This window comes from Variovorax trehalosi, assembly GCF_051216415.1.
Taxonomy (GTDB): Bacteria; Pseudomonadota; Gammaproteobacteria; order Burkholderiales; family Burkholderiaceae_C; genus Variovorax.
Genome location: NZ_JBPJZG010000001.1, coordinates 271,777 through 294,232, shown reverse-complemented (window position 1 = coordinate 294,232; position 22,456 = coordinate 271,777). Strand labels below are relative to the sequence as shown.

Genomic DNA, 22,456 nt, shown 5'->3' with positions numbered 1-22,456 from the left:
GCTGCATTTTTGATAGCAAATGATCACGGACGTCCGCCAGCCCGCGCCTTTCCTCCACCCGTTCCCCGACCCGGCCGACGTCTTCAGCGATCCCGTCGACCGGTACGCGCGGCATCTGCATCCGCTGTGCGCCATCGACCTGAGCGCTATCGACCCCGCGTGGGAAGGCCGCATCCACATGCTGAGCCCGATCGAGCCCTATGAGGGATTGATCGGTCAATCGACGGTTGCCCACCACGGCGAATTCCTGCGCCCCAACTGGCTGGCCTTCGGATTGAAGGACGACCGCTACAAGCTGCTCGGGGATTGGCGGTACTTCGAGGTCAACGATCCGGACCTGTCGCCGTCGTTTCGCACCGAGCTCGATATCCGCTACGACGATTCGCACCTGGCCTTTGCCGCGATGCGAGCGCACTACGCAAGCTGCCATCGACTGGACATCATGCGAACCGGCTTCAGGAATGTGCGCGACCCGGACACCCTCGCGCTGCTGCACAAACGCCAGGAAATTCGCGGCTTCGACAGCGACGACGACCCGCTGCCCCTGCTGGCGCAATTGGGCGGAGAAGCCTTCGAGGGCAATTGGTCCGAGAGCAGCGAATGGCCCATCGACCGGAATCCTGCGGGCGACCCTGCCCCTCTCACGGCGGACGGCCGCCGCTTCCGCTTCATCGCGCATGTGCCGGGCTACAACTACTGCCTGCATGGCGCGGACAGCATCCTGCTGTTCTACGACCCGCAGGATTCGATCGCGCTCTTCACTTTCGATTGGACCTGAGCGCGCCCCGTTGCCGGAGCCTCAGCCGAACAGGTACTGCACCGTCCCATCCGCGCTGGTCACCGGCTGGCAGGGCATGCGCCAGACCTGCTCGATCAGCGCGGGCTGCAGCACCTCGTCCACCGGTCCCTGCCGCAGCCCCTCGGGCGCGCCCAGCACCACCACCTCGTCGGCATAACGCCGCGCCAGGTTCAGGTCGTGCAGCACGGCCACCACGCCCACGCCGCGCGCCGCCCAGGCGCGCAGGAGGCGCATCGCCGAATGCTGATGCGCGAGGTCCAGCGCCGCGGTGGGCTCGTCGAGCAGCAGCCACCGCGTCGCGCCGTCGGGGCGCGGATGCCAGAGCTGCGCCAGCGCCCGCGCCAGGTGGACCCGCGCCTTCTCGCCGCCCGACAGCGTGTTGAGGATGCGCGGCGCCAGCGCCGTGACGTCGGTCAGCGCCATCGCCTTGGCAATGATCCCGTCCTCATTCGGCTCGGGTGCACGCCGGTGCGGGTAGCGCCCCAGCGCGACGATGTCGTGCGCGGTGAAGTCGAAGGCGACCGCGCTTTCCTGCGGCATCAGCGCACGGCGCAGCGCCAATGTCGGCATGCCGTGGTCCGCGAGCGGCCGGCGGTCGAGCGCCGCCCTGCCCCGCGTCGGTTCGCGCTGGCCGGACAGCACCGACAGCAGCGTTGACTTGCCCGCACCGTTCGGCCCGAGGATGGCCGTCACGCGGCCCGGCGCCAGTTCGACGGAGGCATTCGACAGCAGCGTCTTTGCGCCGATGCGCACCTCGACGCCCGCGCACGACAGCGCGTCGTGGCTCGCCGTCATATGCGCCCCCTGAAGTGCCGCAGCATCAAGAGGAACATCGGCACACCGATGAAGGCGGTGAGCACGCCCAGCGGCAACTCTGCAGGCGCCATCACCGTACGCGCCACCGTGTCGGCCGCGAGCACCAGCGCTGCGCCCAGTAACGCCGAGGCCGGCAGCACGATGCGGTGATCGGGCCCCGCCACCATCCGCACCCAGTGCGGCGCGATCAGTCCGATGAATCCGATGATCCCGGTCGTGGCCGTCACCGCGCCCACGGCCACCGCCGTGATGACGATCGCGCGCCGCTTGGTGTGTTCGACGTCCACGCCGAGCAGCGCCGCCTGCGCTTCGCCGAGCGCGATGGCGTTCAAAGGCGATGCGAGCGAGGCCGCCGCCCAGCAAGAGAGAAACACCGCCGCGCACACCAGCATGACCGCACTCCACCGCGCCCCGCCCAGGCTCCCCAGCAGCCAGAACTGGAGGCTGCGCAGTTGCTCGTCGGTGGCCATCACACTCAGCAGCCCGAGCCCCGCACCCGCCAACGCATTGATCGCAATGCCGGCGAGCAGCATCAGCGCCATCCGCGTGCCCCCCTCGCTGCGCGAGAGCCCGTAGATCAGCAGCGTCACCAGGAAGCCACCGCCGAAGGCCATGAGCACCAGCGTCCAGCTGCCGAGCGTGCGCGGCAGCACCGGCCAGAACCACGCGCCCAGCACGATGGTGATGCCGGCAGCAAGCGCCGCACCGCTGCTGATGCCGATGAGCCCGGGGTCTGCCAGCGGATTGCGAAAGAGCCCCTGCATCAGCGTGCCCGCCATGCCGAGCCCCGCGCCAGCCGCAACACCGAGCACGAGGCGCGGCAGGCGGATGTTGAGGAAGACCAGGTGCTCGGGCGACCGGTCGACGCCGCCCTGCCCCAGCGAGGTCAGCACGTTCCAGAGTTGCGAAAGACTGATGGCATAGGCACCCGACACGGCACCCACCGCAAAGGCTGCCACGAGCAGCACCACGCTGCCGCCCAGCACGGCACGCGCCCCGAAGCGTTGGCTCATGCCAGTGCGGCCAGGAACTTGTCGTGCAGCTCGCCAATGGCAGCCGGCAGGCGCGGGCCGAAGCCCAGAAGCAGCAAGGCGTCCTGCGTGATGAGTGCGCGCTTCTTGTAGGCCGGCGTGAGCGCCAGTTCGGGCCGCTCCCAGAACCTGTCGATGCCGCCGTGCGCCTCGATGCTCTGCGTGCTCGTGAGGATGATGTCGGGCGCGGCGCTCGCCATCGCCTCGGCCGTCATCGGCCGGTAGCCGTGGAAGCCGCCCAGCGCGTTGACGCCGCCAGCAAAGCCGATCACCGAATGCGCTGCCGTCTTCTCGCCCGAGACCTGCGGGCTCGCGCTGTGCGAGAGCACGAACAGCACCTTGGGCTTGCGGCCCTTCGCCGCGCCCACGCGCTGCTGCACCTGGGCCCATTCGGCATCGAGCCGGGCCTGCAGTTCGCGCGCCTGCGCTTCCTTGGCGGCGGCACGGCCCACGGCCTGCACCTTGCGCTGCACTTCGCCCCAGGTGTGGTCGGCCTCGATGATCTCGACTTTCACACCGGCCGTGCGGATCTGGTCGAGCACCACGGTCGGACCCGATTCGTTGGTGGCGATGATCGCGTCGGGCTTCAGCGAAAGCAGCCCCTCGGCCGACAGTTGGCGCATGTAGCCCACCTTGGGCGTGCTGCGCGCGGCGGCGGGATAGAGGCTGGTGGTGTCGGTGCCCACCAGCTGGCCTTCGGCCCCAAGGATGTAGACAACCTCGGTGATCGCGCCGCTGACCGTCACCAGCCGCGGCAGGCGCTTGTCCTGCGCGAGCGCGGGCCATGCGGCCGCGCCGAGCGCCGAAGCGGAAAGAACGCGCAGCACATCGCGGCGGCGTGCCGATGGAAGAAGAAGGGAGTCGTGGTGATCGGTCATGAGGTCACAGCCGGCAAGAGATGAAGGCGCGGATCAGCCGCGCCGGGGAATGTTGTGCGCAATGCGCCAGAGCACGCCACTCGGGTCGGTCAGGGTGAAATCGACCATGCCCCATGGACGCTCGCCCGGCGGCGTGGTGCTGACGCCGTAGCGCTCGGCCAGCCGCTGCGCCTGCACATGAGCCCACCACGCATGCGCGTCGTCGACCAGCAGGTGCATCATGAAATTCTCGGCATGGCTCTGTTCGTAGAACTGCTGCAGCAGGAAGCTGCTGTTGCCGTGCAGGAAATAGGCGATGCCGTCTTCGTTCGAGGCCATGGTGAAACCCAAGTCCTGATAGAAGGAGCAGGACAGCGCGAAGTCCTTCGCCGGGACGAAAGCCTTGATCTCGACGACGTTCAGTGCGGCGCTCATGGAGCCTCCGCCCCAGAGGTGGCAACGCGCGAGAGCTTGCGCACGATCTGGCGCCATTCCTCGCGCTCAGGAACGCCCGGCTTGCGCGCGCCGAAGAACATTGCCATCAGGTCGCCCTCGCCGTCGAAGGCTTCAACCGAGGTCACGATGCCGTCGCTGGTCGGCTTCTCGACGATCCAGACGCTCGCGATGCGGTCTTCGCGCAGGTGCAGGTTGAAGCCGGGGTCGAGCACGTTGAGCCAGCGCATGCTGTGCATCTCCATCGGCTCGATGCGGACGACGGGGCCCGAGTGGATCTGGATGCAGCCGGGACTGCCGACGAACACCATGATGGGTGTGCCGTCGAACGAAGCTTCGTGCAGCAACTCTCGCACTGCGGACGTTTCCGCGCGCTGCGTGAACTCTCCCTCGGTGAGGCGAAAACTCTGCTGCCGCTCGACGCCGAACTTGTTCAGGAGACCGAAGAATTCGTGCGTGTCCTGCATGCCGCGCCAGGCCTCCGAGAGCCCGCCGGCATCGATGGCGCTGTCGTCGCGCGGTGCGGCCTTGGCATCGGCGGGCACGAACTGCACGGGTGCGTCGGGTGCGGTGTATGTCTCTATGACCGACTGGAAGGCTTCGCGGTCGGTGGCCTCGCGCACGAAGATCTTGTGGACCGCCACGCCGTTCGCATTGAAGAACTGCAGGCTCAGCGAAGGCGGCACGCCGGCATTGGCCGCCGCCTCGCTGACTGCGAACCCGGCATGCCAGCGGCTGAAGAAGAGACGCAGGTCGATGGCCTCGCCCAGCGCGAGCCCCATCGCCTCGCTGCCGGACACCTTCTCGTAGACGCCGGTCTTCTCGTGCACCGTGGTCTCGTTGCGCGTGAGCGCGAGCACCGGGCCGCACAGTTCCAGCGCCTGCAGCAGATCGACCCACGGGCCCTTCAGCGGCGTGGCGCGCAGGGCCTTGTCGTGCGTGCCAGTGTGCGCGGCGATGGCTGCGCCTTCGCTCAGCGCCATGGCGGCCGCGGCGTCCTTGTGGCGCATGCCCTTGGCACGCAGTTCTGAGAAGCGGGCGCGGATTTCTTCGCCGTTCATCGGTTTCCTTTGTTGTTTGCAGTGGCAGTGGCAGCGGCGCGGGTCAGAAGTCCGCCACGAGCGAGACGTTGAAGGCGCGTCCCGGCTGGGTATAGGCATCGCGCAAGTTCGAGGTCGTCGTCAGCCCGCGCACGTCGCTCCACATCCAGTAGCGCTTGTCGGTGAGGTTCGTCACCGAGGCATTCAGGCGCAGGTCTTTCTTGATGCGCCATTGCGCGCTGATGTCCAGCGTGGTGGCTTGCGGCGTACGGAACTGCAGGCCGGTGGTCACCTCGCTGCGATCGACGTCGTTCCACTTCTTGGCGCCATGGTGAACCGCGTCGAGGCGAACGCTCCAGACGGGCGCCTGGTACTTGAGGCCGGCGCTGAACTTCTGCGGATCGATGGAGTTGAGTGGCCGGTTGTTGGTGCGGTCGCGGCCGCGCGTCTGACCATAGGCAAAGGGCACCGAGAAGCCGTTGCCGTTCTCGGTGAAGTCGAGCTCGCCCTTGATCTCGAAGCCGCTGATGCGCGCGCGCCCGATGTTGACCGACTGGAACGTCGCCGGATTGACGCGCGAACCGAACACGCCCCCGACCTGGCGGTCGTTCTCGATGAGGTTCTTGTAGTCGCCTGTGAACGCGGCCACATCGAAGCTCAGGACGCCGGTGCGACCACGTACGCCCAGCTCGATGTTATGGCTCTTCTCGGGCTTGAGATTCGGGTTGGGAATCGTCTTGTAGCCCGAGATCACGTTCTCGAAGAAGTTGTTGACCTGGAACGCGTTGGGCGCCTTGAAGCCCGAGGCGTAGTTGCCGTAGACGCTGAACTGCGGCGTCGCGCGGAACAGCACGCCCAGCTTGGGCGACACCGCCGAGCCCGACAGCGACACGGCCTGCGCGTTGAAGCCCGCCTGCTTCGCGTCAAGCGAGAAGCGGTCGAAGCGGATGCCGGGCGTGATGCTCCAGCGGTCGTGGATGAACTCGTCCTGCACATAGAAGGCAGACGAGGTCTCGCGCGTATCGGGGAAGCGCTTGAGCGGGTAGCTCTCGCCCGCCGGCGGCACGAGACCGGTCTGCAGGTTCTCGACGTTGGTGCGGGTGTAGTCGAGGCCGTAGGTGATCTTCTGCGCCCAGTCACCCATGCGGATCGTCTTGCCGGCCTGCAGGCCGAACTGCCAGGTGTTCTCGTCGTAGGTGACGTCGCGCGTGCGGTCGGCAGCGGTGAAGCGGTCTTCATAGATGTACTCGCGCGACTTGGCCTTCTGGTAGCTCACGACGGCGAGCAGGTTGTCGGCCACGACGGTGTCCAGGCGGAGGCGCCCTTCATAGGTGAGGCGATCGCGGTCCAGGTCAGTCTTCGCGTTGAGGCCGACGACCGAGGTGGACGCATACGGCGGCTTGGCAACGCCGGAGAGCAGGTCGTAGCGGCTGCTCTTCTCGACGTGCTCGAAGGTGAAGGCATGGCGCTGATCGGCATTCGGCGTGAGGATCGCCTTGGCCAGCAGCGAACGGGTGTTGTCGCGCTGCGGATTGGGCGTGGTGCGGTCGACATTGGGCACGTTGAGCCGGCCCATGTTCTCGAGTTCGCTCGCGCGGCCGAGGTTGGCGGAGATGAGCCACTCGAGCGCATCGTTCGCCTTGCCCGCAAGCGTGACGCCGCCGCGCACGCCGTTGTCGTCGCCGCTGTAGCCAATGTTCGCGCTGCCGCCGAAGGTACGGCCGTCGCGCAGGGACGACGAGGGTTCGCGGGTGATGAAGTTGACGAGGCCCGCGAGGCCGTCCGATCCGTAGAGCGCCGAGGCCGGGCCCTTGATGATCTCGATGCGCTCGACGAGGCCGATGTCGAAGTAGTCGCGGCCGAAGGCGTTGGCGCTGAAGACGTAGCTGCGCGGCGTGCGGATGCCGTCGGTCAGCAGCAGCACGCGGTTGCCGTCGAGGCCGCGGACGTTGAAGCCCGCGTTGCCATCGCGGCCTGTGTTGCCCTGCGCGAGCCCGAAGCGCGCGGGCGAGCGTTTGACCGAGACGTTGGGCAGGTCGCGCACCGCGTCGCGGATGTCATGGATCTGCTTGGATTCGATGTCGTTGCGGTTGATGACCTCGATGCTCAGCGGCAGGTCGTCCTTGGCCTGCTCCGAGCGCGATCCGCTCACCACCACCTCACCGAGCGCCGCGACTTGCTGGGACCACGCTGTCGTCGTGGCCATACCGAAGCCGGAGGCGATCAGCAGCGGCAGGAGCGCGAGGCGATGGGGAGAAGTTCGAGGGAAATGAGTGGCCACGAAAAAGGTCCAGAAAACAGTTGGAGAACTGCTTGCTGGACCTTGATGCGCAGCGAAACTGCGCGCGTGACCTGGCTGGCAATGAGGGGCGAGAAAGAGGTATTCGCCCGAGCTTTTATTGTATGAGAATAATTCTCATCTAAACAACTTAAGACTTACTCATGCAGGGGCCGAAGTGCGGATCAGGTGATCGAACGCACCGAGCGCCGCCTTCGCGCCGTCGCCGGCCGCGATGATGATCTGCTTGAACGGCACGGTCGTCACATCGCCCGCCGCGAACACGCCCGGCACCGAGGTCTGGCCGCGCGCATCGACGACGATCTCGCCGTGCTTCGTGAGCTCGACCACGCCCTTGAGCCAGTCGGTGTTGGGCACGAGGCCGATCTGGATGAACACGCCTTCGAGCTCGACCTTCTTCAGCTCGCCCGTCGCGCGGTCCTTGTAGACCAGGCCGTTGACCTTCTGGTCGCCGGTGATCTCGGTGGTCTGCGCGTTGGTGAACACGTCGACGTTCTTCAGGCTGTGCAGCTTGCGCTGCAGCACGGCGTCGGCGCGCAGCGCGGTGTCGAACTCGATCAGCGTGACATGGCCCACGATGCCGGCCAGGTCGATCGCCGCTTCGACGCCCGAGTTGCCGCCGCCGATGACCGCGACGCGCTTGCCCTTGAACAGCGGGCCGTCGCAGTGCGGGCAATAGGCCACGCCCTTGTTCTTGAACTCGTGCTCGCCGGGCACGTTGATGTTGCGCCAGCGCGCGCCGGTCGAGATGATGACGGTCTTGCTCTTGAGCGAGGCGCCGCTCTCCAGTTGCACTTCGACCAGGTCGCCCGGAACCAGCGCCTTGGCACGCTGCAGATTCATGATGTCGACGTCGTAGTCGCGCACATGTTCCTCGAGCGCGTGGGCGAACTTGGGCCCTTCGGTCTCCTTGATCGAGATGAAGTTCTCGATGCCCATCGTGTCGAGCACCTGGCCGCCGAAACGCTCGGAGGCCACGCCAGTCCGAATGCCCTTGCGCGCGGCGTACACGGCAGCCGCTGCGCCCGCGGGGCCGCCGCCGACGATCAGCACGTCGAACGCTTCCTTGCCGGCGATCTTCTTCGCTTCGCGCTCGACGCCGCTGGTGTCGATCTTCGCGAGGATTTCTTCCAGGCTCATGCGGCCCTGGCCGAACTCGGTACCGTTCAGGAAGACCGTGGGCACGGCCATGATCTGGCGTTCCTTCACTTCGTCCTGGAAGGTGCCGCCTTCGATCATCGTGGTGCGGATGCGCGGGTTCTGGATCGCCATCAGGTTCAGCGCCTGGACGACGTCGGGGCAGTTGTGGCAGGTGAGCGAGACGTAGATCTCGAACTCGAAGTCGCCGTCGAGCGCCTTGATCTGGTCGAGCACGGCCTGCTCGACCTTGGGCGGGTAGCCGCCGATCTGCAGCAACGCAAGGATCAGCGAAGTGAATTCATGGCCCATCGGCAGGCCGGCGAAGCGCGGGCCGTGGTTCTCGCTCGGGCGATTGACCGAGAAAGAGGGCTTGCGGTGGCTGTCGTCGCGGCTTTCGGTCAGCTTGACCAGCGGCGAGGACTCCGCGACGTCCTTCAGCAGCGACAACATCTCGCCCGAGGCCTTGCTGTCGTCGAGCGAGGCAACGATTTCGATCGGTTGCGTGGCGCGTTCGAGGTAACCCTTCAATTGGGCTTTGGTGTTGGCGTCGAGCATGACGGACTCACTTTCGATAACTGAAAACTATCAAATGGGAACAAAAAAGCCCGGGGCCTCGTGAGCGCCCGGGCTTTCGCACGGGGTGCTTAGATCTTGCCGACGAGGTCGAACGACGGAGCGATGGTCTTGTCGCCTTCATTCCACTTGGCCGGGCAGACTTCGTTCGGGTGGGCGGCGGTGTAGACCGCTGCCTTGAGCTTGCGCAGGGTTTCCTTGACGTCGCGGGCGATTTCGTTGGAGTGCACTTCGGCGGTCTTGATGATGCCCTCGGGGTTGATCACGAAGGTGCCGCGCAGTGCCAGGCCTTCTTCAGGGATATGCACGCCGAAAGCGTTGGTCAGCGTGTGGGTCGGGTCGCCCACCAGCGGGAACTTGGCCTTGCCGACGGCCGGCGACGTGTCGTGCCAGACCTTGTGCGAGAAGTGCGTATCGGTGGTCACGATGTAGACCTCGGCACCCAGCTTCTGGAACTCGGGGTAGTTGTCGGCAGCGTCTTCGACTTCGGTCGGGCAGTTGAAGGTGAAGGCGGCCGGCATGAAGATCAGCACGGACCACTTGCCCTTGAGCGTCTCGTCGGACACATCGATGAACTTGCCGTTGAGGTAGGCCTGGGTCTTGAAGGGCTGGACTTGGGTGTTGATCAGGGACATTGGTGATTCCTAGGTGGCTGATGAAAAAGGCGAACCATGAGTATAGCTACCAATCTCATATTATCAATAGTCATGAGCTATTAAAAGTATTGGAGCTTGCTATGTTTGCGATGAGGTCGCGATGGGTTTTGCGGCGCCTCAATACGAACGTGTATCACCATCAAACGCATGCAGACCGGCGCAGCATGGGATTGCTTGCAAGCACGCATCCGCCCCTCTGACAATCACCGCTTTCAGAACAAGGAAAAATCATGAAGGGCGACCCCAAGGTCATCGAACATCTGCAGGCGCAGCTCAAGAACGAGCTGACCGCGATCAACCAGTACTTCCTCCACTACCGCATGCTCAAGCACTGGGGTCTGGACAAGCTGGCCAAGAAAGAATACGAAGAATCGATCGGCGAAATGAAGCACGCCGATAAGCTGATGGACCGCATCTTCATGCTCGACGGCCTGCCCAATCTGCAGGACCTCGGCAAGCTGAACATCGGCGAGGATGTGCCCGAGCTGCTTCGCTGCGACCTCGGCGCCGAAACCGGCGCGCAAGCGACCATCAAGGACGGCATCCAGCATTGCGAATCGGTGCGCGACTATGTCTCGCGCGACCTGCTGCAGGAAATCCTGGACGACACGGAAGAGCACATCGACTTCCTCGAAACCCAGATCGACCTGATCGACCGCGTGGGTCTGCAGAACTACCTGCAATCGCAAATGGGCGAGCTCGAATAAGCGCAATCTTTCGACTTCAGGCAACGGGGCTTCGGCCCCGTTTTTTATTGCTTTACGTAACTTAACGACCGCCAAATAGCAGTCATTCTCATCTGCGCGGATAGAATCCGCGCCTTCGATGACTGCTGCCGCCCGCCCCGACAATCGCCGCCGTGCCTACTGGCTCAAGACCCTGCACGAATGGCACTGGGTGAGTTCGGCGATCTGCCTCATCGGCATGATCCTGTTCAGCGTCACGGGCTTCACCCTCAACCACGCGGGGCAGATCGAGGCCAAGCCGGCGATCACGAAGCTGAACGGCTCAGTCGACGAGGCATTGCGTGCCCGACTCGAACAGCAGCTTCCAGCCGCCAAGGCGCAAAAAGGCAAGGCGCCCCTGCCCTCCGAGCTGCAAGGCTGGATCCAGAAGAACTGGGACGTCGACACCTCTGGCCGCGACGCCGAATGGTCCGACGATGAAATCTACCTCTCGCTCCCCCGCCCCGGCGGCGACGCCTGGCTGCACCTGAACCTGGCCGACGGCGAAATCGAATACGAGCGCACCGACCGCGGCTGGCTCTCTTACCTCAACGACCTGCACAAGGGCCGCAACACCGGCGCCGCCTGGAGCTGGTTCATCGACATCTTTGCGGGCGCCGCGCTGGTCTTCTCGATCACCGGGCTGTTCATTCTCAAGATGCATGCGGGCAATCGGCCGTTCACCTGGCCGATGGTCGGCATGGGGCTGGTCGTGCCGGTGCTGCTCGCGCTGTTGTTCATTCATTGACCGATCGATCGATTCAGAAAAAGAGGTTTCCCGTGCACGTTCGCTGCTATTCACTCGCGCCGATCGCCATGTCGGCGTTGCTCGCAACCCCGGCCTTCGCGGCGAGCCTCGCCGTCAACATCGAGATTCCGCGGCTGAACGTTTCCGAGTACCACCGCCCTTACGTGGCGACCTGGATCGAACGCGCCGACAACACGGTCGCGGGCACGCTGGCCGTCTGGTACGACGTGCGCACCAAGACGAACAACCCCGAAGGCGAAGGCACGAAGTGGCTCAAGGACATGCGCCAGTGGTGGCGCCGCGGCGGCCGCGAACTCGCGGTGCCGGTCGACGGCGTGACTGGTGCCACCAAGCCCGCGGGCAAGCATCAGTTGAGCTTCACCGAAGGCACGGCGCCGATGCCCAAGCTCGCGCCCGGCGCCTACAAGCTGGTGGTCGAAGCGGCCCGTGAAGTCGGTGGCCGCGAGGTCGTGAGCATTCCGTTCCAGTGGCCGCCCGCTGCAGCAGCGCAGCCGAGCGTGACCGGCAAGGAAGAGCTTGGCGAAATCAAGCTCGAACTCAAGCCCTGATCGACGACGGCCCTCTCTCTCCGCAAGCTTCATCGCTTCATCCATCAAGGACCTCCCATGACCCGCTCCAACCTGCGCGCCACCGGCCTCGCCATCGCCCTGTCGGCCATTGCTTCCGTTTCCATGGCGCACAACGCCTGGCTGCTGCCCTCGTCCACCGTGTTCTCCAAGGCGGACACCGTGACCGTCGATGCCGCCGTGTCGAACGACCTGTTCGTCGCGAACCACGCGCCGCTGCGCCTGGACGGCCTGCAGATCACCGCGCCCGATGGCAGCACGCTCAAGCCCGAGAGCGAAGCCAAGCTCAAGCTGCGCAATGTGTTCGATGTGAGCGTCGCGCAGCCGGGCACGTACCGCATCGCCGTGGTCAACGCAGGCGCATTTGCGAGCTGGAAGGACAAGGCCACGGGCCAGAACAAGCGCGCACGCGGCACGGCTGAGACCATCGGGAAGGACATCCCGGCCGATGCACAGGACGTCACCATCACCCAGTCGTCGGGCCGCATCGAAACCTTCGTGACCGTCGGCAAGCCTTCGGCGCTCAAGCCGATCGGCCAGGGGCTGGAACTGATCGTGGCCGGCAGCCCGACCGACCTGGTCAAGGGCGAGAAAGCCAGCTTCACACTGAACCTCGACGGCCAGCCCGCGAAGAACCTCGAAGTGACCGTGACAGCCGGCAACACGCAGTACCGCGACAAGCTCGAAGAGATCAAGCTCAAGACCGACGACAAGGGCCAGTTCAGCGTGACCTGGCCGACCGCCGGCATGTACTGGCTCGACGCCAGCACCAAGGACAACAAGACCACCGTGCCGCAAGCCAAGGAGCGCCGCCTGAGCTATGCGGCCACCCTTGAAGTGATGCCCTGACACCTGCGCGCTCCCTTGGGACTTTCCTTCAGCACCTGGCGCGCAGGCGGCTACGCCAACGCGGCCGTACCGCGCCGCGCCGATCCGGCCACCCTGCAGCAACTGGGTGGGCAGACGATGGGCACGACCTGGTCGCTGCGCTTCGACAACCCGCGGATGCTTCCGCTGGAACAGGTGCGCGAAGCGGTGGATGCGGCGCTTGCGCGGGTCATCGCGCAGATGAGCCATTGGGAGCCGGCGTCGGACATCAGCCGATTCAACCGTGCGCCTGCGGGCTCGCGTCATGTGTTGCCCAAGGAATTCGCCGAGGTGATGAGTTGCGCCCTTCGTTGGGCGCGCATCAGCGAAAGCGCGATCGATCCGACTGTCGGTCCGCTGGTCGCGTGCTGGGGATTCGGCCCCAACGCAGAAACAAACGGCTCGCCCACGCCCGAAGCCATCGCCGAGCTGCGCGCGCGGACTGGCTGGCAGCAGCTGGAATTCGACGAAGCGCGTGGCACCCTGCTGCAGCCGGGGAACGTCATGCTCGATCTCTCGGGCATCGCCAAGGGTTTCGCGGTCGATCATGGCGTCGAGGCGTTGCGTGGGCTCGGCCTCACCGACCTGCTGTTCGAGATCGGCGGAGAACTGCGTGGGATCGGTCGCCGTCCTGACGGCCAACCGTGGCAGGTGCTCGTCGACGGCGAATCGTCGATCGCGCAACGCATCCCGCTCACCGACATGGCCATCGCCACATCGGGCGACCGATGGCATCGCCGTGAGCACGAAGGGCGCCGCTGGTCGCACACCATCGATCCGCGCAACGGCGAACCGGTTGCGCATGCGCTGGCGAGCGTCACGGTGCTGCATGCGCAATGCATGCAGGCCGATGCGCTGGCCACCGTGCTCACTGTGCTGGGGCCGGACGATGGCCTGGCCTTCGCCGACCGTCACAGCATTGCAGCCCTGTTCATCAGCCACGGCGGCGTGGGTCCGCGAGCCACCCGCGCCTGGATCGCGCAGACCGGCGGCACATGACCGAGGCGATGTTGCGCACGCTGGGCGCAGGCGCCACGGCGGCAGCCTATGCCGCGCTTTGCCTTGCCATCTATGCGCGGCAGCGACGGCAGCGCACTGCGGCAATCCGCGAAGCGGCGGCGCTTTCCAGCGACGGCGAAACGCCCCCGACCCTCGTGCTGTTCGCCAGCCAGACCGGCCAGGCGGAGACGATCGCCTGGCAGACGGCGCGGCAACTGCGTGCGGCGGGCACGCCGGTGCGCGTGATGGAACTCAATGCCCTCGAGGCCGCCACGCTGAGTTCCGCGGGGCGCGCGCTCTTCGTGGCAAGCACGTATGGCGAGGGCGATGCGCCCGACGGCGCCAGCGTGTTCGCTGAGCGCGTGATGGATTCGGCTCCCACCCTGTCTTCGCTTCGCTATGCCGTGCTGGCGCTGGGCGACCGCCAGTACAGGAATTTTTGCGGCTTCGGTCGCGCACTCGATGCGTGGCTGCACGCGGCCGGGGCCAGGCGCGATTTCGAATGCATCGAAGTCGACAACAGCGACCCTGCCGCACTGGCCGCCTGGCACGCCCGATGGGGCGACGTTGCCGTCGATCATGAAGATTCCGAGGCATTCGCGCCGTGGCGGCTCGCGACGCGCGACCTGCTCAACGCCGGCAGCGCAGGCGCGCCGGTCTTCCAGTTGGGCCTGGTGCCGCAGTCGGGGGCCATGCCCCGTTGGGCCTCCGGCGACCTCGTGCAGATCGCCGTTGCCAGCGATCCGGGGCGGCCCCGCGACTATTCGATCGCTTCGCTGCCTGCCGATGGCGAACTGCAGTTGCTGGTGCGCCAGGAGCAGCATCCCGATGGCACTCTTGGCACCGCGTCGGGCCTGCTCACATCGACGCTCACGATCGGCGACACCGTCGCCTTGCGCTTGCGGTCGCATCGCACTTTCCGCCTCGACGGCAACGAGACGCGGCCGCTGATCCTTATCGGCAACGGCACCGGGCTGGCCGGCCTCCGCGCCCACCTGCGAGCCCGCGCGGCGGCGGGCCGCAACGACAACTGGCTGGTGTTCGGCGAACGGCATGCCGCCCATGACTTCCTCTGCCGCCAGGAGATCGAGGCATGGCAATCCGCCGGCGTGCTACAGCGCCTCGACATGGTGTTCTCGCGCGACCAGTCCGAACGCCTCTATGTGCAGCACCGGCTGCTGCAATCGGCCGACCTGCTGCGCGCGTGGCTGGAAAAAGGCGCGGCCGTCTACGTGTGCGGAAGTCTCCAGGGCATGGCATCGGGTGTGGATGCGGCCTTGAGGCAGATTGCCGGCGACGCGTTCTTGCGCGATCTATCGGCAACCGGGCGGTATCGCCGCGACATCTACTGAGCTCCGAGAGCTGGGCAAGCGCCGTGTCAGTTGCTCGCAGGCAACAACACACGAAGACTAATGGCTTATTTTTTCACTTGTTAACTATCGGTTAATGAGAAACACTATTATTCGCATCAATTTGCATTTCCCAGCAAATTGACTCACCCAGCCAGTCCCCGGTTTTCTCTTTCTGAAAGCGCGCGTGCGACATCGCCAGTCGAGTCCTTCAGCTCGCCGCCCTTTTCGGAGAAAACTACATGGCCTACATCAAGAGCCGCAAACACGCCGTCGCGCGCGCCGTTCCCCACCTCTCCGGCGCTGCCGCCGCGACCCTGTTGGCCATCGCGGCTCCCGCCGCCTTTGCCCAGGCCGGCAATGCATTGCCCGAAGTCCGAGTGCAGGATTCGGCTGCAGCCGACTACAAGACCGACACCTCGGCCAACCCCAAGTTCACGGCACCGCTGCTGAACACGCCGCAAACCATCCAGGTGATCAAGGAACAGGTCATCCGCGAACAGGGCGCGACGACGCTGACCGAAGCGCTTCGCAACACGCCCGGCGTGGGCACTTTCTTCCTCGGGGAGAACGGCAACACGAACACCGGCGACGCCGTCTTCATGCGCGGCTTCGACAGCTCGAGCAGCATCTTCGTGGACGGCATCCGCGACCTCGGCTCGATCTCGCGCGACGTGTTCAACATCGAACAGGTCGAAGTCGTGAAGGGCCCCTCGGGCACCGACGTCGGCCGCACCTCGCCCACCGGCTACATCAACCTCGTCACCAAGAAGCCGAAGCTCGAAGACAACTTCACCGGCTCGATCGGTTTCGGCAGCGCCGACTACAAGCGCGGCAGCATCGACTGGAACAAGTCGCTCAGCAGTGCCAACGGCATCGGCGCGGCATTCCGCCTGAACGCAGTGGTGGAAGACTCCGGCGTTGCCGGCCGCGACTTCATCAAGAACAAGCACACGGCCATCGCACCGTCGGTCGCGCTCGGCCTGAACTCGCCCACGCGCTTCTACTTCGACTACCTGCATGTCGACCAGGACAACGTGCCCGACGGCGGCGTGCCGACCATCGGATTGCCCAGCTACTCGAACCCCGATCCGACGGCGCTCGGCGCACGCCGCCGCAGCTTCCTGAACTTCGCCGCACCGGTCGACCCGAAGAATTTCTACGGCACGGCCTACGACTTCAACAAGGTCACGGCTGACATGTTCACCGCGCGCGTCGAGCATGACTTCACGCCCGACATCACGCTGCGCAACACCACGCGCTACGGCAAGACGAAGCAGGACTACATGCTGACGTCGTTCATGCTCGGCGGCCTGGGAACCAACGGCAACCCGCCTCCCTCCGCCAATACAGCATTCCTCAGCACGCCGATCCCGGGCCTTCCCTCCAGTTGGGCAGTCACGCGCAACTCGCCGACCAGCAAGACCCAGGAAAACACGATCTTCGTCAACCAGACGAACGTGACCGCCAAGTTCGATACCGGCAGCGTGAGCCACTCGCTCAGTGCTGGCGTCGAGCTGATCCGCGAAGAGCAGTCGAACCTGGGTTACTTCGCGCCCGGCGCGTTGTTCAACGGCAAGGCCGTGCAGAACGGCGCCTGGCCGGCTGCGAACCTCTACGCACCGAACCCGTACGTCAACGGCTACAGCCGCATCCAGAGCGGCGCCGACAGCAAGGGCGTGACCAACACCGTCGGCCTCTATGCCTTCGACACCGTCAAGCTCAACGAGCAGTGGCAGATCACGGGGGGCCTGCGCTTCGATCACTACAACACGTCGTTCCAGGGCTCGACGCTGTCGACTGCGACGACCAACCCGGGCCTGCCGGTCGGCACGCTCGTGCCCTCATCGCTCAAGCTCTCCGACAACCTGTTCACCGGCAAGATCGGCGTGGTCTACAAGCCTGTGAAGAACGGCAGCATCTACGCCGCCTACGGCACGTCGGCCCAGCCTCCGGGCGGCGCGAATTTCTCGCTGTCGGCTGCCGGTTCGGGCAACAGCGCGGCACGCACCGACTTCCTGCCGCAGAAGGCCAAGACCTTCGAAATCGGTACGAAGTGGGACGTGATGAACGACAAGCTGTCGCTGACCGGCGCGATCTATCGCACGGACGTGACCAATGAAGTGGTACAGGACCCGACCAACACCTCGGTCTACTACCAGAGCGGCAAGAAGCGCGTTCAGGGCATCGAGCTGGGCCTCGCAGGCAGCATCACCGAGCGCTGGGGCGTGACGGCCGGATTCACGACGATGGACACCAAGGTCCAGAGCGGCCCCAACGTCACCGCCGACGGCACCAACGTGCTGGTCTACACCCCGAAGAACGCCTTCACGGCCTGGACCACCTACCAGTTCCCGTTCGGCCTGACCATCGGCGGCGGCGCGCGCTACAACGGCAAGCTGCATCGGGGCACCGACGGCGCGGTGGGTACGCCGGCCTACATCGACGCCTACTGGGTGTTCGATGCCATGGCGTCCTACCGCATCAACAAGAACGTCGACATCCAGTTGAACGTCTCCAACCTGTTCGACAAGCAGTACGCGGCGGCCATCAACAAGAGCGGCTACCGCTACACGCCGGGTACGCCCCGTTCGGCGAAGATCACCGCGAACTTCGCGTTCTGATCCTGTTGCCTGCCGGGTTCGCCCGGCGCGGTGCGAAACTCGAGCCCCGGTCTGCGCCGGGGCTTTTCTCTTTGCGGAGTGCCTGAAAAATGATGCTGCATGTGCCCGACGTCTTGAGTCCCGCCCAGGTGCGCGACATGCGCGCTGCACTGGAAGCGACGAACTGGATCGATGGCCGCGAGACCGTTGGCGAGCAAGGCGCGCAGGTCAAGCGCAACCGGCAACTGCCGGAGTCATCGGCTGTCGGGCGTGAGCTCGGCGCAACGGTGCTTGCGGCGCTGGCGCGTCATTCGCTCTTCTTTTCGGCCGCACTGCCCTCGCGGTTTGTTCCGCCGCTCTTCAATCGCTATGAAGGGGGCGAGCACTACGGCGTTCATGTCGATGGTGCGGTCCGTGCGCTGCCTGGAGGTGGTCAGCAGCTGCGCACCGACCTGTCCTGCACGCTGTTCCTGTGCGATCCGGAAGACTACGACGGCGGCGAGCTCGAAGTGATCGATACCTACGGCTCGCACGAGGTGAAACTGCCGGCCGGCGACCTCATTCTTTATCCCGCGAGCAGCCTGCACCGCGTTCACCCGGTGACGCGCGGGGCGCGTGTCTGTTCGTTCTTCTGGCTCCAGAGCATGGTGCGCAACGACCAGCAGCGCAGCATGCTGTTCGAGCTCGACCAGAACATCCAGAAATTGCGCGCCCGGCTGGGCGAATGCGAGGAAACGGTGGCGCTGACAGGCCACTATCACAACCTTTTGCGGCTGTGGTCCGAGGTATAGCGGGCGGATAGGAAGTCGTCGACAAGCCCAGTAACACCATAGTTATTGCAAATGCGACGGATTCTTATTTATAATCGATCAACCAACAGCCAGCCAACTGCCGCTTTCACAGCCATGATCGTTTGCGTCTGCCGCCGAGTCTCCGACCGTGAAATCGCACGTCATGTGCGAGCCGGCATGACGTTCGACGAAGTCCAATTCGAGCTTGGCGTGGCCACACAGTGTGGTCAATGTGAAGGTTGTGCGCGCGATATCGTCGCGCAATGCAGCGCTTCGCACCCGGTCGCCGCGTTGAATCGCGAATCGGGTCCGAGGGCGATCCAGCTTGCCAGCTCCATCACGGAAAGCAAGGCATGGAACTCGTCTCGGCACTCGGCGGCAGCCTGATCCTGGTCGCAGGCTCGGTCTGGTGGATTTTTCGCAAGTAACGTCGTAGCGGTTTTGCTGCAATCGGGGCACGTTTTGGCGTGCCCGCATTCGAATGGTTGATCGTGTCTGACCGCTTTGCCCCCCCTCCCTCTGCTTTTGGCCTCTCGCGCAATGTCGTCATTGCGGGCAGCGTCATCCTTTTTCACGCGGCTGCGCTCTGGGCGCTGCAAAGCGGGCTGCTGCGGCGGGCTGCCGAAGTGGTGATTCCAGTCGAAATATTGAGCCAGTTCGTCGAGCCGCCGAAACCGAAGGTGGATCCACCCCCTCCGCCGCCGCCGCCCCCGAAGGTGGCCAAGGCGCCGCCTCCACCGCGACCGCAAGCCATCCGCGAACCCAAGCCCACGCCAGCCCCACAGGCGCCCGTGGGCACCACGGAACCGCCTCCTCCGCCAGCGCCCCCGGCTGCGCCCACGCCGCCCGTTCCTCCTGCACTGCCGCCGGCACCTCCGGCTCCGCCCGCGGTGCAACTGCCCTCGAGCAACGCCGACTACCTGCAGAACCCCAAGGCTGTCTACCCCGCCATGAGCAAGCGGCTCGGCGAGCAGGGCAAGGTGATCGTCAAGGTGCTCGTCGGCGTCGACGGGCTGCCCAAGAGCGCCGAGGTCAAGAAATCCAGCGGTTTCGAACGCCTGGACGAGGCGGCCATCGAATACATCATGAAATGCCGGTTCGTGCCCGGCAAGGTCAACGGCGTGGTTCAGGCCATGTCCTATGACGCCCCCGTCAACTACGTCTTGAACTAATTTTTCTCTGGAGCAACTTCGTATGGATTCCCAATTTGGCTTGATGAACGTCTGGAATCAGGGCGATTTCGTCACCAAGGCCGTCGCGGTGCTGTTGATCGGCATGTCGCTTGCATCGTGGATCGTGATCATCGTCAAGGCACTCGACGTCATCAAGTACAAGCGCCTTGCCAAGAACTCTCAGGACTTCTGGCACAGCGAAGACTTCGCCACCGCGCTGAACAAGCTCGGCAAGGACGACAGCAACCCCTTCCGCGCACTGGCACTCGAAGGCCGAGAGGCAGCGGCACACCACCGCAACACCAAGGCCCATCTGCACGACGCCCTCGACGTGAGCGACTGGATCACGCGCGCCCTCCGCAACGGCATCGACGCATTCACCGCACGCCTTCAAACCGGCTTGGCCATCCTCGCATCGGTAGGCTCGACGGCACCGTTCATCGGCCTCTTCGGCACGGTCTGGGGCATCTACCATGCACTGATGAGCATCGGCTCGGCCGGCCAGGCCACCATCGACAAGGTGGCAGGCCCCATCGGGGAGGCGCTGATCATGACGGCGCTGGGCCTGGCAGTGGCGATTCCCGCCGTGCTCGGCTACAACGCGCTGGTTCGCGGCAACAAGTTCGTGCTGACCAAGATCAACAGCTTCGCGCACGACCTGCATGCCTACTTCGTCACCGGCGCCCGCGTGCAAAGCGGCAGCGGCGACGCAATCGTGGTTCCGCTCAAGAAGGGCTAAGCACCATGGCTTTCGGAACACAAGACGAACCCGATGAGGTGATGAACGAGATCAACATGACGCCGCTGGTCGACGTCATGCTGGTGCTCCTGATCATCTTCATCATCACCGTGCCGGTGATGAAGCACGCGGTCAACATCGATCTGCCTCGCGCCAGCAGCGAGCCCGAGCAGCCCAAGCCGCAGAACATTTTGTTCAGCGTCACGGCCGATGGAAGCTACTACTGGAACGAAACGAAGATCGACGACAGCGAACTGCCCAACCGCCTTGCCGCCGAAGCCGCCAAGGAGCCGCAGCCCGAACTGCACATCCGCGGCGACAAGGCCGTGCGCTATGAACGCGTGGCCAAGGCCATGTCGGAAGCGCGGGAAGCCGGCGTGCGCAAGATCGGCTTCATCACCGAGCCCGACGTGAAGTGAAGTGAACTGAATTCGAAGCGTGTGAAAAAAATCAATCTTCGCGATTGACTTCTTGTTGAGAATCATTATCATTCACTCATCGCTTCGATACGGGAACTCCAAATGCCAGCCACACCGAACGCCTTCACTGTTCTGAACCATCCTTCGCTCGACCAATCGGGTGGCGGTCATGCGTCGATCCAGGCATCGCGTCCGGTGCCGATGGTCGAAAGCACGGAGCTTCTCAAGGGAAGCAAGACCGTGGGCATCATGCACAACGGTTCGCTCTACCGGCTCCAAGCCACCAAACTCGGCAAGCTGATCCTGACCAAGTAAGTCACTCAGCCCGCCTCTCGCGCAAGTTTCATCGTGGGGCGACTCAAGGAGATTCATCTCCGAAGGGTCGTTTTTTGCTAGCCAACGGTTCGCCGACTAGCCAAGCTTTTTTTCACGTTGAACGCTCCAAAGAAAACGCCGACCTCGAAGTCGGCGTTTTGCTTTGTGCGGAGAGAAAAACTCAGAGGCCGATCGCGGCAATGCCCGCCTTGGCAATCTGCGCATCTTCGTTCGACTTCACGCCGCTCACGCCGACCGCGCCGATGACCTGGCCATCCTTCACGATCGGCACGCCGCCTTCAAGCAGGCCCTGGACCGCAGGTGCTGTCAGGAAAGCCGTCCGGCCGCCATTGATGATGTCTTCATAGACCTTGCTCTCGCGGCGCCCCATGGCGGCCGTGTGCGCCTTGGCGGGCGCGATGTGCGACGACAGCGCCGCGGCGCCGTCCAGGCGCTGCAGCCAGAGCAGGTTGCCGGCGTCGTCCGAGATGGCGATGGTCACGGCCCAGTTGTTCTTGAGGGCCTCGGCTTCGGCCGCTGCGGCGATGGCCTTGACGTCGGCAAGTTCGAGGAATGATTTGGTCTTCATGTTGAGCTCAGGTTGCGTAAAAACCCGACAGCATAACGGCCACCTGCCTCGAAATGCCCGGGCCGCTTAAGAACAACCCGGATACGGTCTTTCGGACACCCTCCTCTTGCAGACACCTAGAATGCGCCCAACTGCGTAGCAGCAACCACAGGAGCTTCGGCCATGAACGACCGCGTCACCACCCTCGACACTTCCACAGGCTACGGCCAGACGTTGCCGCAGGCGGAGCGCCAACGCGTCCTGCGCAACACCTACTGGCTGCTGGCACTGAGCCTGCTGCCCACTGTATTGGGCGCCTGGCTCGGCGTGAGTACCGGCCTCACACGCTCGCTCACCGGCGGACTCGGCCTGATCGTGTTCCTCGGCGGCGCATTCGGTTTCATGTTCGCCATCGAGAAGACCAAGAACTCGGCTGCCGGCGTGCCGGTGCTGCTGGCCTTCACTTTCTTCATGGGCCTGATGCTGTCGCGCCTGATCGCGATGGTGCTCGGCTTCAAGAACGGTTCCGAACTCGTCATGACGGCCTTCGGCGGCACGGCGGGCGTGTTCTTCGTGATGGCCTCGCTGGCCACCTTCATCAAGCGCGACCTGTCGGGCATGGGCAAGTTCCTGTTCGTCGGCGCGATGGTGCTGATGTTCGGCGCGATCATCAATGTGTTCGTCGGCTCGACCACGGGCATGCTGGTCATCTCAGTGGCCGCCATCGGCATCTTCTCGGCCTACATGCTCTATGACCTGAAGCAGATCATGGACGGCGGCGAAACCAACTACATCACTGCCACGCTGGCCCTGTACCTCGACCTGTTCAACGTGTTCCAGAGCCTGCTGGCGCTGCTGGGCATCTTCGGCGGCGAACGCGACTGAGCGAGCGAAACCGCACTCCAGAACA

The 22,456-nt window shown here is 64.6% G+C and carries 24 protein-coding genes; 15 read left to right on the top strand and 9 right to left on the bottom strand.

What is annotated here, in order from left to right; all coding sequences use genetic code 11:
- The first annotated feature begins 19 nt into the window (after positions 1 to 19).
- Complete coding sequence (locus ACSFA7_RS01420) at positions 20 to 778, top strand: hypothetical protein (protein WP_435497734.1); 759 nt, start codon at positions 20 to 22, stop codon at positions 776 to 778.
- 21 nt (positions 779 to 799) lie between these two features.
- Here ACSFA7_RS01420 and ACSFA7_RS01415 read toward each other — a convergent pair whose 3' ends face one another.
- From ACSFA7_RS01415 to ahpC, 8 genes are all read right to left on the bottom strand, one after another.
- Positions 800 to 1,594: a heme ABC transporter ATP-binding protein gene (locus ACSFA7_RS01415; protein ID WP_435497733.1), complete on the bottom strand. Its 795-nt coding sequence runs from the start codon at positions 1,592 to 1,594 to the stop codon at positions 800 to 802.
- Positions 1,591 to 2,628: a FecCD family ABC transporter permease gene (locus ACSFA7_RS01410; protein ID WP_435497732.1), complete on the bottom strand. Its 1,038-nt coding sequence runs from the start codon at positions 2,626 to 2,628 to the stop codon at positions 1,591 to 1,593. Before ACSFA7_RS01410 ends, ACSFA7_RS01415 begins: the two co-directional genes overlap by 4 nt.
- Positions 2,625 to 3,524, bottom strand: coding sequence for a heme/hemin ABC transporter substrate-binding protein (locus tag ACSFA7_RS01405; protein WP_435497731.1), 900 nt, complete (start codon positions 3,522 to 3,524; stop codon positions 2,625 to 2,627). The genes ACSFA7_RS01410 and ACSFA7_RS01405 overlap by 4 nt, the downstream gene beginning before the upstream one ends.
- A gap of 33 nt (positions 3,525 to 3,557) precedes the next feature.
- Positions 3,558 to 3,938: a VOC family protein gene (locus ACSFA7_RS01400; protein WP_435497730.1), complete on the bottom strand. Its 381-nt coding sequence runs from the start codon at positions 3,936 to 3,938 to the stop codon at positions 3,558 to 3,560.
- A complete protein-coding gene (locus ACSFA7_RS01395; RefSeq protein ID WP_435497729.1) occupies positions 3,935 to 5,017 on the bottom strand; it encodes a hemin-degrading factor in 1,083 nt (360 codons plus the stop codon). The genes ACSFA7_RS01400 and ACSFA7_RS01395 overlap by 4 nt, the downstream gene beginning before the upstream one ends.
- A gap of 43 nt (positions 5,018 to 5,060) precedes the next feature.
- Complete coding sequence (locus ACSFA7_RS01390) at positions 5,061 to 7,277, bottom strand: TonB-dependent hemoglobin/transferrin/lactoferrin family receptor (protein ID WP_435497728.1); 2,217 nt, start codon at positions 7,275 to 7,277, stop codon at positions 5,061 to 5,063.
- A gap of 159 nt (positions 7,278 to 7,436) precedes the next feature.
- Positions 7,437 to 8,990 carry an alkyl hydroperoxide reductase subunit F gene (gene ahpF / locus ACSFA7_RS01385; RefSeq protein WP_435497727.1) on the bottom strand — a complete coding sequence of 518 codons (1,554 nt, stop codon included), beginning with the start codon at positions 8,988 to 8,990 and terminating at the stop codon, positions 7,437 to 7,439.
- Between the two features lie 89 nt (positions 8,991 to 9,079).
- A complete protein-coding gene (gene ahpC / locus ACSFA7_RS01380; protein ID WP_007830764.1) occupies positions 9,080 to 9,643 on the bottom strand; it encodes an alkyl hydroperoxide reductase subunit C in 564 nt (187 codons plus the stop codon).
- A 251-nt stretch (positions 9,644 to 9,894) separates the two neighbouring features.
- Between ahpC and bfr the strand changes: the two genes are divergently transcribed.
- The 13 genes from bfr to hemP all read left to right on the top strand — a co-directional run bounded on the left by bfr (position 9,895) and on the right by hemP (position 20,978).
- Positions 9,895 to 10,371, top strand: coding sequence for a bacterioferritin (gene bfr, locus ACSFA7_RS01375; protein ID WP_013540512.1), 477 nt, complete (start codon positions 9,895 to 9,897; stop codon positions 10,369 to 10,371).
- Between the two features lie 118 nt (positions 10,372 to 10,489).
- Complete coding sequence (locus ACSFA7_RS01370; protein WP_435497726.1) at positions 10,490 to 11,137, top strand: PepSY-associated TM helix domain-containing protein; 648 nt, start codon at positions 10,490 to 10,492, stop codon at positions 11,135 to 11,137.
- Positions 11,138 to 11,205: 68 nt separating this feature from the next.
- Entirely contained in the window at positions 11,206 to 11,706 is a 501-nt protein-coding gene (locus ACSFA7_RS01365) for a DUF2271 domain-containing protein (protein ID WP_435498872.1), read from the top strand.
- Positions 11,707 to 11,763: 57 nt separating this feature from the next.
- Positions 11,764 to 12,573: a DUF4198 domain-containing protein gene (locus ACSFA7_RS01360; RefSeq protein WP_435497725.1), complete on the top strand. Its 810-nt coding sequence runs from the start codon at positions 11,764 to 11,766 to the stop codon at positions 12,571 to 12,573.
- 15 nt (positions 12,574 to 12,588) lie between these two features.
- Positions 12,589 to 13,590 (top strand): FAD:protein FMN transferase, encoded by a 1,002-nt coding sequence (locus tag ACSFA7_RS01355; RefSeq protein ID WP_435497724.1) that lies wholly within the window; start codon positions 12,589 to 12,591, stop codon positions 13,588 to 13,590.
- Positions 13,587 to 14,942 carry a sulfite reductase subunit alpha gene (locus ACSFA7_RS01350; RefSeq protein ID WP_435497723.1) on the top strand — a complete coding sequence of 452 codons (1,356 nt, stop codon included), beginning with the start codon at positions 13,587 to 13,589 and terminating at the stop codon, positions 14,940 to 14,942. Before ACSFA7_RS01355 ends, ACSFA7_RS01350 begins: the two co-directional genes overlap by 4 nt.
- 239 nt (positions 14,943 to 15,181) lie before the next feature.
- Positions 15,182 to 17,563, top strand: coding sequence for a catecholate siderophore receptor Fiu (locus ACSFA7_RS01345; protein WP_435497722.1), 2,382 nt, complete (start codon positions 15,182 to 15,184; stop codon positions 17,561 to 17,563).
- A gap of 89 nt (positions 17,564 to 17,652) precedes the next feature.
- A complete protein-coding gene (locus tag ACSFA7_RS01340; protein ID WP_435497721.1) occupies positions 17,653 to 18,333 on the top strand; it encodes a Fe2+-dependent dioxygenase in 681 nt (226 codons plus the stop codon).
- 114 nt (positions 18,334 to 18,447) lie between these two features.
- Entirely contained in the window at positions 18,448 to 18,720 is a 273-nt protein-coding gene (locus ACSFA7_RS01335; RefSeq protein WP_093434223.1) for a (2Fe-2S)-binding protein, read from the top strand.
- 101 nt (positions 18,721 to 18,821) lie between these two features.
- On the top strand, positions 18,822 to 19,505 hold the full coding sequence (locus ACSFA7_RS01330; RefSeq protein WP_435498871.1) for an energy transducer TonB: 684 nt from the start codon (positions 18,822 to 18,824) through the stop codon (positions 19,503 to 19,505).
- Between the two features lie 22 nt (positions 19,506 to 19,527).
- Positions 19,528 to 20,244: a MotA/TolQ/ExbB proton channel family protein gene (locus ACSFA7_RS01325; RefSeq protein WP_435497720.1), complete on the top strand. Its 717-nt coding sequence runs from the start codon at positions 19,528 to 19,530 to the stop codon at positions 20,242 to 20,244.
- Positions 20,245 to 20,249: 5 nt separating this feature from the next.
- Positions 20,250 to 20,663: an ExbD/TolR family protein gene (locus tag ACSFA7_RS01320; protein ID WP_435497719.1), complete on the top strand. Its 414-nt coding sequence runs from the start codon at positions 20,250 to 20,252 to the stop codon at positions 20,661 to 20,663.
- 102 nt (positions 20,664 to 20,765) lie between these two features.
- Positions 20,766 to 20,978 (top strand): hemin uptake protein HemP, encoded by a 213-nt coding sequence (gene hemP / locus ACSFA7_RS01315; RefSeq protein ID WP_013540500.1) that lies wholly within the window; start codon positions 20,766 to 20,768, stop codon positions 20,976 to 20,978.
- Between the two features lie 181 nt (positions 20,979 to 21,159).
- Here hemP and ACSFA7_RS01310 read toward each other — a convergent pair whose 3' ends face one another.
- Positions 21,160 to 21,567 (bottom strand): GlcG/HbpS family heme-binding protein, encoded by a 408-nt coding sequence (locus tag ACSFA7_RS01310; RefSeq protein WP_013540499.1) that lies wholly within the window; start codon positions 21,565 to 21,567, stop codon positions 21,160 to 21,162.
- 162 nt (positions 21,568 to 21,729) lie between these two features.
- On the opposite strand from ACSFA7_RS01310, the gene ACSFA7_RS01305 reads away from it, so the two are divergent.
- Entirely contained in the window at positions 21,730 to 22,431 is a 702-nt protein-coding gene (locus ACSFA7_RS01305) for a Bax inhibitor-1/YccA family protein (RefSeq protein ID WP_257858905.1), read from the top strand.
- Positions 22,432 to 22,456 lie beyond the last annotated feature (25 nt).

Bases quoted from the DNA above. Each gene is read 5' to 3' on its own strand.
- ahpC (WP_007830764.1), bottom strand. From the start codon at position 9,643: ATGTCCCTGATCAACACCCAAGTCCAGCCCTTCAAGACCCAGGCCTAC.
- ACSFA7_RS01350 (WP_435497723.1), top strand. From the start codon at position 13,587: ATGACCGAGGCGATGTTGCGCACGCTGGGCGCAGGCGCCACGGCGGCA.
- hemP (WP_013540500.1), top strand. From the start codon at position 20,766: ATGCCAGCCACACCGAACGCCTTCACTGTTCTGAACCATCCTTCGCTC.
- ACSFA7_RS01395 (WP_435497729.1), bottom strand. From the start codon at position 5,017: ATGAACGGCGAAGAAATCCGCGCCCGCTTCTCAGAACTGCGTGCCAAG.
- ACSFA7_RS01305 (WP_257858905.1), top strand. From the start codon at position 21,730: ATGAACGACCGCGTCACCACCCTCGACACTTCCACAGGCTACGGCCAG.
- ACSFA7_RS01340 (WP_435497721.1), top strand. From the start codon at position 17,653: ATGATGCTGCATGTGCCCGACGTCTTGAGTCCCGCCCAGGTGCGCGAC.
- ahpF (WP_435497727.1), bottom strand. From the start codon at position 8,990: ATGCTCGACGCCAACACCAAAGCCCAATTGAAGGGTTACCTCGAACGC.
- ACSFA7_RS01345 (WP_435497722.1), top strand. From the start codon at position 15,182: ATGGCCTACATCAAGAGCCGCAAACACGCCGTCGCGCGCGCCGTTCCC.
- ACSFA7_RS01410 (WP_435497732.1), bottom strand. From the start codon at position 2,628: ATGAGCCAACGCTTCGGGGCGCGTGCCGTGCTGGGCGGCAGCGTGGTG.
- ACSFA7_RS01335 (WP_093434223.1), top strand. From the start codon at position 18,448: ATGATCGTTTGCGTCTGCCGCCGAGTCTCCGACCGTGAAATCGCACGT.
- ACSFA7_RS01420 (WP_435497734.1), top strand. From the start codon at position 20: ATGATCACGGACGTCCGCCAGCCCGCGCCTTTCCTCCACCCGTTCCCC.
- ACSFA7_RS01310 (WP_013540499.1), bottom strand. From the start codon at position 21,567: ATGAAGACCAAATCATTCCTCGAACTTGCCGACGTCAAGGCCATCGCC.
- bfr (WP_013540512.1), top strand. From the start codon at position 9,895: ATGAAGGGCGACCCCAAGGTCATCGAACATCTGCAGGCGCAGCTCAAG.
- ACSFA7_RS01405 (WP_435497731.1), bottom strand. From the start codon at position 3,524: ATGACCGATCACCACGACTCCCTTCTTCTTCCATCGGCACGCCGCCGC.
- ACSFA7_RS01320 (WP_435497719.1), top strand. From the start codon at position 20,250: ATGGCTTTCGGAACACAAGACGAACCCGATGAGGTGATGAACGAGATC.
- ACSFA7_RS01325 (WP_435497720.1), top strand. From the start codon at position 19,528: ATGGATTCCCAATTTGGCTTGATGAACGTCTGGAATCAGGGCGATTTC.
- ACSFA7_RS01365 (WP_435498872.1), top strand. From the start codon at position 11,206: ATGTCGGCGTTGCTCGCAACCCCGGCCTTCGCGGCGAGCCTCGCCGTC.
- ACSFA7_RS01360 (WP_435497725.1), top strand. From the start codon at position 11,764: ATGACCCGCTCCAACCTGCGCGCCACCGGCCTCGCCATCGCCCTGTCG.
- ACSFA7_RS01370 (WP_435497726.1), top strand. From the start codon at position 10,490: ATGACTGCTGCCGCCCGCCCCGACAATCGCCGCCGTGCCTACTGGCTC.
- ACSFA7_RS01400 (WP_435497730.1), bottom strand. From the start codon at position 3,938: ATGAGCGCCGCACTGAACGTCGTCGAGATCAAGGCTTTCGTCCCGGCG.
- ACSFA7_RS01415 (WP_435497733.1), bottom strand. From the start codon at position 1,594: ATGACGGCGAGCCACGACGCGCTGTCGTGCGCGGGCGTCGAGGTGCGC.